Source organism: Rhizobium album (assembly GCF_003122325.1).
Classification (GTDB): domain Bacteria; phylum Pseudomonadota; class Alphaproteobacteria; order Rhizobiales; family Rhizobiaceae; genus Metarhizobium; species Metarhizobium album.
In genome coordinates this window covers 157,312-168,537 of the sequence record NZ_QFBC01000016.1, presented here as the reverse complement: position 1 = coordinate 168,537, position 11,226 = coordinate 157,312, and the positions used below count along the sequence as shown (strand labels likewise).

8 protein-coding genes are annotated in these 11,226 nt (G+C 63.8%); 1 reads left to right on the top strand and 7 read right to left on the bottom strand.

The window, feature by feature from the left end; translation table 11 throughout:
- The 6 genes from DEM27_RS26300 to DEM27_RS26275 form a co-directional block, all read right to left on the bottom strand.
- A partial coding sequence (locus DEM27_RS26300) for an ArdC-like ssDNA-binding domain-containing protein (RefSeq protein ID WP_245446125.1) occupies positions 1-376 on the bottom strand: 376 nt, incomplete at its 3' end.
- Between the two features lie 311 nt (positions 377-687).
- Positions 688-1,275: a hypothetical protein gene (locus tag DEM27_RS26295; protein WP_109461205.1), complete on the bottom strand. Its 588-nt coding sequence runs from the start codon at positions 1,273-1,275 to the stop codon at positions 688-690.
- Between the two features lie 387 nt (positions 1,276-1,662).
- A complete protein-coding gene (locus tag DEM27_RS26290) occupies positions 1,663-1,998 on the bottom strand; it encodes a hypothetical protein (RefSeq protein ID WP_109461204.1) in 336 nt (111 codons plus the stop codon).
- Positions 1,995-2,888, bottom strand: a complete 894-nt coding sequence (locus DEM27_RS26285; protein WP_109461203.1) for a DUF7007 domain-containing protein — start codon at positions 2,886-2,888, stop codon at positions 1,995-1,997. The genes DEM27_RS26290 and DEM27_RS26285 overlap by 4 nt, the downstream gene beginning before the upstream one ends.
- Positions 2,885-3,361 (bottom strand): hypothetical protein, encoded by a 477-nt coding sequence (locus DEM27_RS26280; RefSeq protein WP_109461202.1) that lies wholly within the window; start codon positions 3,359-3,361, stop codon positions 2,885-2,887. Before DEM27_RS26280 ends, DEM27_RS26285 begins: the two co-directional genes overlap by 4 nt.
- A gap of 96 nt (positions 3,362-3,457) precedes the next feature.
- Positions 3,458-5,212 carry a ParB N-terminal domain-containing protein gene (locus DEM27_RS26275; RefSeq protein ID WP_109461224.1) on the bottom strand — a complete coding sequence of 585 codons (1,755 nt, stop codon included), beginning with the start codon at positions 5,210-5,212 and terminating at the stop codon, positions 3,458-3,460.
- Between the two features lie 329 nt (positions 5,213-5,541).
- On the opposite strand from DEM27_RS26275, the gene DEM27_RS26270 reads away from it, so the two are divergent.
- The gene (locus tag DEM27_RS26270; RefSeq protein WP_109461201.1) at positions 5,542-5,844 is read left to right on the top strand and encodes a hypothetical protein; all 303 of its coding nucleotides are present in this window, start codon (positions 5,542-5,544) and stop codon (positions 5,842-5,844) included.
- Positions 5,845-6,089: 245 nt separating this feature from the next.
- On the opposite strand, the gene DEM27_RS26265 is transcribed toward DEM27_RS26270, so the two are convergent.
- Positions 6,090-11,198 carry a DEAD/DEAH box helicase family protein gene (locus DEM27_RS26265; RefSeq protein WP_109461200.1) on the bottom strand — a complete coding sequence of 1,703 codons (5,109 nt, stop codon included), beginning with the start codon at positions 11,196-11,198 and terminating at the stop codon, positions 6,090-6,092.
- Between the last annotated feature and the right edge of the window lie 28 nt (positions 11,199-11,226).

Here is an 11,226-nt window from a genome sequence, read left to right as displayed (position 1 = left end):
CATCTTGGGCTTTCATTCCCGCTTCACACCACGCCGTTACCGACGTCGCATGGGGAAAGTGGCGACAGAGTTGAACACTACTCATGGACCCATGGGTCACTCCTTTCATGCGACTTTCACGTCGCACCGCTTGCTTGAAGGTCATCCACACCGGAGAGGCGAAACCCCTCGCCATCCCCTCGGACCATAGAAGGAGAACGTTCATGCCCGAATAGGGCTGCCCGTTATGCCGTAGCGGCCGCGTAATCCGGCCTTGAGTGTTGGCTGCGTTCCACGGCTTCATCCAGGGACGAACCCCTTTCTCCAGATCAGCAACGATCCGGTCGGTGATCCTCGTGTAGATATCGCCGCGCTCGCCTTCGGTTTTCTTGCTCACGTCTCAAACCTCCTATTCCGAGCCGCGCCTATCGCGGCCCGTCGCGGAGGTCCGAGGGCAGGAGCGGAAGGGCTTGGAGCGCACCGGAACGGCCGAAACAGCGTGGAGGACGGCGAAGCCGTTGCACCTCACAAGCCGGCTCCTGCAGGACCGCCGACAGGGACGGGCCGCGATAGGCCGGTTCCTCATTTCCTTGCCTGTTTTTCCCCGGGGCGGCGCGACATGCGAAAAGGCCGGCCCCTCTTGGGAGCCGGCCGATGGAAGCTGGAAAGATGAGGGTAGGGCGGCACGTGGGCGCCGCCCGGGCCGCTTTACCCGAGGGCGGCCATTTGCGCCTCGGCCGCCTTGCGGTCGAGATTGGCGCCGGGGTTTTCGACCGGGCGATCGAAGGGCTTCCAGGTCTCGCCGACGACCTGCTCGTAGGCTGCGACGGCGCCCTCGGCCGCCATCCTGAGCGAATGAGCCTGGATACCCATGTCGGCTGCGAATTCGCGCTTGCGCTGGGCGGCGCCATCGTAGCCGACCGGGCCATCGAGATCCTCGTCGCGGGCATCATTGGATGCCTTGGCCGTGGCGTCGCGGGCTTCTGTGACCGCACGAGAGTAGAACTGCCCGGCGCCATGTGCCGATCCGACGAAGGCGCCGACGATGCGCTGGAGATGGATCTGCATCGCCCGTTCGCCGAGGCCCTCCGCCAGGCTGTCGGCAGTCTCGACGATCAGTCGCTCATGCAGGTCGCGGATGCCGTCGCTGTCGACCAGTGCGGTCCCGAAGCTTTCGGCGATCTTGAGCGCCTGGGCGCTGTCGGGGCAGGTGAGGCGGACCATTTCGAGGTTTGCGCCCTTGCGGAGCTGCACGACGCGGGCGGAAGAGCGGTTGGGGGTCGCGGGCTTGGCCATATCGGTTTCCTTTTCGGTTCCCTCCGAAGCGGTTCCGGCCCCGTGCCGGTCTGCCCTTCGGTGCGGTCAAAAGGAACCGGCGAGGGACGGGCGATTTCAGAGGTCCGGAGCGGCTGAGTGAGCGGAGCGGGCTTGCGACCAAGCGGGGGCACCCAGCGCGGGACGCGGGTTCGCTTTGCGCAGCGAGGCTGTTTCGGCCGCCCCGCGGCGCGACAGCGGCCTTGAAACGACCGGCCGCCGGTTCAGACCGCAACGAACACGAAGGGCAGACCGGCACGGGGCTGAGACTCTCCCCGAGGCCGAATTTGGGAAACGATGGCCATCCTCGCAAAGCCCCTCATCGAACACGCGGGCGCACTCCGCCAATGCGCTACCGTCGACCGCCTCTCACGCAGCCTCTCGCCAAGCAGAATCGCCGCGTTTCTGCCGTAACGTGGTGATGGCGCGGTCCTGACGCTCCAGCTTTCGGGTGAGCGCCTCGAGTTCGCTGCGCCGCTCGAATGACAGGCGATCGACGTGATCTTGAAACAGCATCTCATCGGAACGGGTCCATCGTGAGCCGGAGCGCTTGTGCGTGCGGTTTCTGGCTTTCGCCTTTTCGGTCACAGCCAGGCGCTCAGCGCGTGCGGCAATCTGCCGATGGATGAGATCGAGGTGATGGCGCGTTTCGCGCCGCGCCACCTCCATGCGGGCAAGGAGCACCCACGGACTGATCGGGTTCATGTCCCGGTCCTCCTCCGCCGCCAGCCGATGAAGTCCGAAGGACCGTCATAGACGGCGTGACGTTCACCATCGATGACGAAGCCGAACGGCCCACGGGTTGCATATTCGGCGCTCGGAACAAGAAAGCGCCGCTCGTCGGCACGTTGGTCCCGCACGCCGCCGCGCGTGGCGACCACCTCCGTCATATCGGCATGGTGGCTGGAATAGATCGCCGAGACGACGACCCAGTCGCCGGCATGCCTGCGCTCGAAGGCTTGCCGGTCCTTCCTCCAGGATTGGCCGGACCCGAGTTCGCGCCCGTGGATCTCTTCCCATGCGGTCGGCCAGCTGTTGCGGAATGTCTCGTCCGCACATTTGCGCTCGTATGAGGTGAAGAGCTCCGGGAAGGAGAGGGCGACGATGGCCCATTCGGCATCCTCCTCGTACCAGTGCGAGGACTTTCGCAGCAACGGGGAGACGCGAAGATTCCGTTCGGCCGACAGATGAAACCCGCCATGGCCAGCCGTCATATGGGACACGATCCCCTCCGCGTAGACGGTCGCAAGCTGCGACGGTCCCCAGGGCGTACTGGCCGTCATGCGGGTCTGGATCCGCCTCAGGGCGGATAACTCGCGCTTGTGCTGGGCCGTCTCGAAGACCCGGGCGCGAAAAGCCGCCTCATCCTCGAGGCGGCCATCATGACCGTAGAAATCTGCGCGCGTCAGCTCGGAAAGCGGACGGTTAAGCCGCCAGGTGCTCGCGAGGAAGCTCGCGCCATCGCGCGCCGGCACCATTGCCAGATGCGTATCGCCGATCCGGGCGACCGGAAATCCCTCGGCGCTGATGCCGAATTCTACTCCCATCGTCTCAGAGATCGAAGGCGTTTCATCCTGACGTTCGGGGGCATTCATGCGGCCGCCCTCCCTTCGACATGCGCAGCCGCAACCTCGTCGGCGGTCACCTCTTCGAGCACAGCGTTTGGATATCCATGCTCTTTAAGCCAGGCCGCAGCCGCCTCGCGATTGTCGGCGAGGTGGACGAGTTCGGCACTCGATCCGGCGCGATCGAAGACGCGGATCGAACCGAGGGCGGGGCGCTCGAGCACCTTGAAGGTGAGATCGGAATCGAGGCCAAAAGTTCGGTGGATGCGCATGACGATGGTGTTCCCGCTGCCGAAATCCGCCTCGTGCAGCGTGAAATATGCCGGCGAGGTGTAGTTTCCGGATTGGCGCGGACCCTCTTTGCGGATCAGCCGGCCCTTGCTGTTGCGGGTCAGCCAGGCCGCGAGCTTCTTTTTGAAGCGCTCGGGTGGGCGGGGCGTGCCGTCGGACCAGGTAACGATGGAGCCGATCGGGGCGCGGTCGTAAATCAGGGACGCAGACATTGGACATCTCCTCGAAATTCTGCGGTTCATGGAAACGAACCGCCGCCGGTGATGGTCGGCGGCGGGGGTCGATCGGAAAAGTTGGAAGAGCGGCGGCTATTCTGCCGCGATGCCGTAGGCGGTTTCGTCCTCGTCGGTGGCGCGGTCATCGGCCTCCGGATCAGCGACATCAAGATCGGGCGCCTCGTCGGCGAGGCTGCCATCGGCAAGCTCGCCTTCAAGACCATCTGCTGTTTCCCCAGTGGCGGCAGCGGCGTCATCCTCCACCGCCTCGCCTTGCTTGATCAGCTCGGCGAGATCCCTCGGATCGGGGGCGAACAGGGCCGCCGCATGGACGAAGTGCCCGTCCTTGAAGTGCTCGACCAGTGCGGCACGGGTCTCGCGGACCTTCGGGCGCGGGAGAACCGAGGTGCCTTTGCACGAGGCTTCAAGCGCCTGCCGCGACAGGCAAAGCAGGAAATCCTCCGTGCCCATGTTCGGGAGATATCCGTCCGCACCGATGGCGTCGCCGGCTATGCGCGAGACGATACCGCTGTTCGACATGCCGCGGCGGCACGACAGCACATCGACCAGCATCGAGCGGGCGGCAATCCGCAAGGTGTCGCGGTCGAAGGCGAGCTTGCCGTCAGCGTCGAGCAACCGAGCCACATGGCGGGCGAACCGCTTCGCGCCGAAGACGTGGTCGTTTGCCCCGGAGTCGACCCGGACATTCATGCCGGCAAAGGCGAGGACAAGGAGGGCCATCAGCGTGTCGTCCTCGATCGGTGCGCGGGCGAGCGCCTCGTGGAGTGCATCGGTCCTGAGGTCACCGATCATGTCGTGGCCCTTCTGCGTGACGTCAGGACGCTGCTTCGGCGCGTCGATCACATCATCGCCACCGGCGCCGCCACCTTCGGCGACCGCTCCCTTGCCCTTGGCCTTCTTCTCCTCGGGCATCCGGTAGTGCACGGTCTGAACCTTGCCGTTCCGATCCAGATACATGGCTGTGTGGTCGCCCTTGCCTGGCTTGCCATAGACGCGGCTCGCCTTCTGCGGCAGCTTGGCCTCGCCCCATTGAGAAACCTCGGCGATCATTCCCTTCTTGGGCAGATTGTTCGTCATCCACTCCTGCTGGGCGCCGAGATATGCTTCGACATTGGTGGTGTAGCGGCTGTCCTCATCGGCGGGAGCGAACAGATCCTCGATCCATGCGATGCCGTAGGCTTCCCGGAGTTCGTCACCGAAGCTCGCATCCTTGGCATACATCCGGGTCTTGGTCAGCGCATTGGCGATCTGCCACCACTGGGCAGGCTGGCCCTTCTTCGGCTTCTGCGCCTTCCAGACTTCCTTCTGCTCATCGAGATGTGCTGCCGCGATCGTGCGGAGCTGTTGCTCATTCGGCATATCGCCGAACGCCATCTGGTCGAGCATCGCCGGAAGGACGTTCGCAAGGAGCCTCAGCTTGCGGATCTGTCGGACGGGCAGGGCAAGTGCCACCGCGATTGCTTCCTCGGTCCAGTCGAGTGCGACGAGGCGTTCGATGCCGCGCCACTGGTCTACGGGGTTCAGAGGCTCACGTGCGATGTTCTCGACCATCGATCGCATCGCGCCATTGTCATTGGCAGCTTCGACGACGAGAACTTCGATTTCCTCGAGGCCTGCGGCGATCGCCATGCGGGTGCGGCGATGGCCGGCTTCGATGACGTAGCCGTTGCCACCACCGACCTCTGCAAAAATGACGGGCGGCTGGATGATGCCGACCGCCTTGATTGTGGCGAGCAGCAACGCATCGGCCTGCGGCGTGGACTTCGACTGGCGGGTATTGTCGGGATTGTCCTTCAACGAGCGCGGATCGACCTTCATGATGTGCATGAGATTTTCCTCTTCCGGGATGCGGGGACGCGGCCTCTTGCCGGTCCTTCCTGTCTTCATTTCTTTCCGAAGACATCTCCCGGACCGCAGGACGGGCGGACTGGCGCAACTGCGGCCGAGCATCCCTGCTGCGAAGGACAAGCGGGGCTCTTGAGCCCTGCGCGGGACGAGTGGCCGGGATGCGGAGGCGGCGGTTGAGCGTAAGCGGCGACGGGACGACCGATCTGCGAGCGGTTCCTTCCCTCGTCCTTCTCCTCCCTTCTTCACTCACACTAGTTCCGTGCGACCGGGCGGAGCCGTAGACAGGCCGCAGATCAGGGAGATTTACGATGCGCGCTGCGAGAGAGATATTCGCCTTTCACGTCGTTCCGGGAACGGACGAAATCCTGGGATTCGCCGAGACCTTGGGGATCGCCCGCCAAGAGGTGTCACAGCATTTCGAGGGGCTGAGAGCCATGGAGGCGAGTATCGATGCCGGAATTGCGATCTACAAGGTCGGCCTGAAAGATCCGCGCCTTTCCGACATCGTGGCTATCCTGAACAACCCGGAGGATGCGAGCGACCGGTTGATCGAAACGATCGAGCGTGTCGAGACGATTTCATGTGCGCGGCAAAACCACGGAAAGACATGATCGTCATGGGCGATACCGACGGACGGAAATCAGGGCAAAAAAAGAGGGCCACGAGAAACTCGGGCCCTATAGGTATGAAGGTAATTTAAACCTCCAGAGGGGAACAGCTGCTGCGGCGGCACTGGGAGGAAAACCGCCATGTGCATCAGCTGTGTGCGTTATGATCGATTTTTGATCAGCGGGGAATGATTTTTTGTGCAACGCAGCTATGCAAATGCTGCGCCGCATTCAAATGACGCTCCCGATCAAGCAGCTTCTGCCGGACCGTCGGCGCACTCGACCGCCGCGGCAGCGAGCGCATCATCGACATCGCGGAGCCGCCGGCGCTTGTCGGCAAGTTCGTCGGCAAAGGCGAAAACACCGCCTTCACGCGAGCGATAGGAAGCAAGCCTCCGACGCGCTTCCTCCAGATGACGGCGAGTGCGTTCCCTTTCCTCGTCGAACCCGCCGAGCGCATGTTCGAGCCGGGAAATCGCGCCGAGAGGCGTCACCGTCACCGCAAGATCAATCTCGTAATCCGCACCGGTGCGCTGCAGCGTGGTGGCGTAACGATACCCATCGCCCTTTCCGAAGCGCTCGCCTTCATAGACGAGATCGAAGCCGCCGATGCTCGCCAGATGAACCTCACCCTCCTGCTGCAGCTGGAGAAGTGTCAGGATCTCCTTCATCAGCGCGCGGCCGGCGTCCTTGCGTTCCTGGTAGGCTTTGCCGAGAACGGTGATCGAGAACGCGTCGCCCGTGGTCGGCACAAGCCGGTCTATATCCTGGCCGATCTCCGCGATGCGGCGGGTCGAGACCTCGATGTCGCGCTCCGCATCGCGCGTCTGTCGGCGCACCGCATATTGGTCGTCGTCGTGGGCGGCGCGCAGCCGTTCCAGCCGAGCGATGTCGGCCTCCAGTCCCGCTTTCTGCATCAGCCGTTCGTCGCCGGAGGCAATCGCCTTGGCCATGGCGAACTGGTTGGCCTGCCCTTCACCGAGATCCTCAAGCCGGCGGATCGATGTATCACCGCTGAGCGCTGCCGCGATGAAGCGGGCCTTGCGCTCGTTGTTCTGCCACATGGAAGCGTCAAGCGACCCTTCGGTGGCATAGGCGAAGATATCGACCACATCGTGCTGATTGCCCTGCCGGACAATACGGCCCTCGCGCTGCGCGATGTGAGACGGCAGCCACGGCACATCGAGATGGTGCAGTGCTTTCAGGCGCAGTTGCGCATTGACGCCCGTTCCCATCGTCTCGGAACGGCCGATCAGGAACCGAACCCGGCCGGCGCGCACATCGCCGAAGAGCCGCTGCTTGGCCTCGGTCTTCTTGAAGTCCTGCATGAAGGCGATTTCGCAACCCGGAACACCGAGCCGGACGAGCTCGTCGCGGATCCAGCGGTAAGCGGAAAAGCCGCGGGTCTTCTCGACATTGATGGTGCCGAGGTCGGAAAAGATCATCTGCGCCGCACCTGGCAGCTCGTAAGCCTTGCCGTCCGGGCGAAGATATCTGGCCTCGCTGGTCTCCTGCCAGATCCGGAAGGCGTTGCGGACGAGAAGGTTGAGCTTGTTGTCCTCCTCGTTGTCATTGGCCGGGATGACGAGGCGCAGATCGATCGCCGCATGGCGGCCGTCGGTGATGACCGAGAGCAGGATATCGTCACCAGGTTGCACCGGTCCCTCGCGCATCTCGATCGCCTTGATGCGGGCATCGAGGATCTGCTGATAGGCCTTGAAGGCCGGCGTCGGCTTGGCGGTGAGAATCTGCCGCCTTCCGGTGGAGATTGTTGGTACCCTGACATATTCGCGAAGATCCTCCGGCATGACGACGTCGGCAAAGGCGCGGAACATCGCGATCAGTTCCGGCACATTGACGAAGCTCGCAAAGCGGCTGACCGGCTTATATTTGCCGGAGGGCTGGATTTCGAGCTCGGTGGTCGTGTCGCCGAAGCACGATGCCCAGGCATCGAATTCGTGCAGGCCACGTTCGGCGAGCGCTGCGTGCCCGAGCAGGCGCTGGATAGAGAACATCTCGCCGAGCGTGTTGGTGATCGGCGTGCCGGAAGCGAGCACCAGCGCCCGGCCGGGATTCTTGGTTTCGATGAAGCGGGATTTGACGTAGAGGTTCCAGGCGCGCTGCGAGCCGTTCGGATCGATACCCTTCAACGTCGACATGTTGGTCGCGAAGGAAAGCTTCCGGAACTCCTGCGCCTCGTCGACAATGATCTGGTCGACACCGATTTCCGAGATTGTGAGAAGATCGTCCTTGCGAGTCGCGAGGCCCTCCAGGCGTTCCTGCAGACCCTCTTTCAGTCGTTCGAGGCGCTTGCGCGAGACGCGATCCTCGCTGTCGACCTTGGTCAGCAGATCCTCATAGAGCTCGAGCTCGTCGTGGATCATCTGCTGTTCAAAGGCCGACGGCACAGCGATGAACCTGAACGCCGAGTGCGTGATGATGATCGCATCCCAGGTGGCGGTCGCCGCCCGGCTCAAGAATCGCGCCCGCTTGTCCTTGGTGAAGTTGGTCTCGTCCGCTACCAGGATGTGGGCATTGGGATAGAGCGCGAGAAACTCGCGCGCCGCCTGCGCAAGGCAATGGCCGGGGACGACCAGCATCGCCTTGGCGATCAGCCCGAGCCGACGCTGCTCCATGATGGCAGCGGCCATCGTCATCGTCTTGCCCGCGCCGACCGCGTGGGCGAGGTAGGTCGAGCCGGAGGAGATGATCCGCCAGACGCCGCGTTTCTGGTGCCCATAAAGAGAAAAGGCGCCCGAGGCGCCAGGAAGTTTGAGATGGGAACCGTCGAACCGTCGGGGCGCGAGATTGTTGAACCGGTCGTTATAGACCCGCGCCAGCCGGTCGGTGCGATCGGGATCGGTCCACACCCAGTCCTGAAAGGCTTGCTTGATCTTCTGCAGCTTGTTACGCGTGGCCTCGGTATCGATGACGTTGAGCACGCGCCGTTCGCCGCCGGCGTCCTTGAAGACGTCGAAGATCTGTGGAACGCGGCTGTTCAGCGCATCGGCGAGCAGCTCACCAGCGTCGCGTCGGCTGGTGCCCCATTCGAATGTGCCGGCGGCACTGTAGCCAAGCTGCCGCGCCTCCACGGTCCAGCTGCCAAGCTCCGGCATATGGTGGATCCTGATGTCTGCGCCCATCATCTGCTTGACGAAAGCCACGACATCGCTCGCCGGAATCCACGGCGCACCGAGACGTGCGGTGATGTCGGAGGGGCGAAGGTCGGCTGGTTGGACCGCCTGAAGCGCACGAACGTTGCGCTCGTAGGCCGGATCCAGTCCCGCGGCGGCTTCCGCGATAGAGAGCTTGGTGCGGACCGGGCCGGCGAGATAGGCATCCGCCGTCTGCCAAGAGCCATCGGCAGGATCCCGGAAGATCGCATCGCCGAGTTCGTCGACCACCGCATCGGTATATCTGTGCAGCAGTTCGGCGATATGGTCGATATCGACGCGGCCGCGTTCGTTGAGCACCACGGCCAGAGCGTCCGCGGCGCTGGTGATTTCGGGCGGGGCAGGAGGCGAAATCACCCGCTCGGAGAAAATCGGCCCTGGTTTTGCGGTGTCGGTGTCGAGATCGTAGTCCTCGATCGAGGCGACCAGCCAGCAATCGGGGTCGTCAAGAAAGGGCTGCAGGTTCGGGCGGCGATGCGTCTCACGCACCTCGCCGGTTTCTTCATCCTCGCTGATCGACACGGTGGTGTGGTTGATCGGCCCGAAGTCGCGCACGAAGCTCGACCAGGCGATCCTCAGGCGCACTTGGCAGTCGCGCCAGGGCCGATCCTGTTCCTGGGCCTTCAGCACATCGCGCACGGCATCGCGGATCGGGATCAATTTCTTGATGATGCGGACGTGCTTTTGCGGCATGCCGTCGCCGGTGCGGCCCTTGCGCACCTGGACTTCGACCGGCGCGCCGTCGACCATCTGCATGAGACCGCGCCTGATGTCGATGAAGAAGCTACCCTCCCGGACCTGTCGACTGTCGGGGCGAAGGTCGACGATCTCGCCGAGCTCGGTCTCGAGGTCGATGTCGATCTCGGTCGGCTCACCGTCATAGCGGCCTTCGGGAAGCAGGCGGACGGCTTCCTGGAGCGCTGCCTCAATCTCCTCGCCAACACGTGGTCGGCAGGTGTAGGTCTCACCAAAGGGGCCGGAGGTCAGGGCATGATCGCCGAGGACGAAATCAGGATGCCGCGCAAACCAGCGGTTCACCCGAATTGCGCCGTCGTCTTGCGTCGCCGGTCGCACCTCCTCAAGGTCGAGCCAGGAGAGGTCTCCCTCGGCCTCCCCGGTCTTGCGCTTGCGGAAGAAGAGCAGGTCGACCACGACATCCGTGCCGGCTTCCCGTCGGAAACTGCCTTCCGGCAAGCGGATCGCGGCGATCAGGTCGGCGGTTTTGGCGATGTGCTCGCGTGCTGTCGCATCCGCCTTGTCCATCGTGCCGGCGCTGGTGACGAAGGCGGCGAGCGCGCCGGGTTTCAGGAGATCGATCGAACGGGCGATGAAATAGTCATGCAGCCGCAAGCCCAGCGAGCGATAGGCCCGGTCGGATCGGACGGTCCGGTCGGAGAAAGGCGGATTGCCGATGGCGAGATCGTAAATCGGCGCCAGATCGGCGCGCGCAAAGTCGCCGTTGATGATCCGCGCCTTCGGCTGCAGCAGGCGGACGATCCTGGCGGTGACAGGGTCAAGCTCGATACCGGTGAAGAAACTCCGATCGCGCAATGGTTCTGGCATCAGCGCGGGGAACAGGCCGGTACCGATGCCAGGCTCGAGCACGCGGCCGCCACGCCAGCCCAGGCGCTGCAACCCCGCCCAGATGGACCGGATGATGAACTCCGGCGTGAAATGCGCATACTGGGTGCATCGGGCAAGGGACGCGTAGTCTGCCTCCGAAACCGCACTCTGGAGCGAAGTGCCAAGCTCGCTCCAGCCGGCGCGGAAGTCTGGCTCGCCCGGACGACGGAATATCGCGTTCGCAAGTTCCGAGGCGCCAAAGCCTGTAAAGCGGATCAACCGCTGCTGCTCTTCGCGAGTGGCCGGCCGGTCCTGTTTCTCGATCGCACCGGCGACCAGGATCGCGGCGACGTTGATGCGCGCCCGGTCCTTCCACGTCGCCGTAAGATCGCGATCGGCATCATCTAGGTAGAAGTTGGACCGGCCGCCCTGTCGCCGCGGCGCCGGACGCTTTGCCGTCGCGACCGGCAAGGCCGGTGCAGAAGAGGGCGGTGTCGGCTCCGGGTCGTCGTCATTTGCCGCGACGGCATCGAAACCGCCAAACGCTGTGACGCCGAGGCCAAAGCCGGACGACAGCGCGCTGCTGCCGAACATGTCGAGAGTGAAGGGATCGTTGCTCATGAAGTTCTCCTCGGGAAACGGCGAGCGT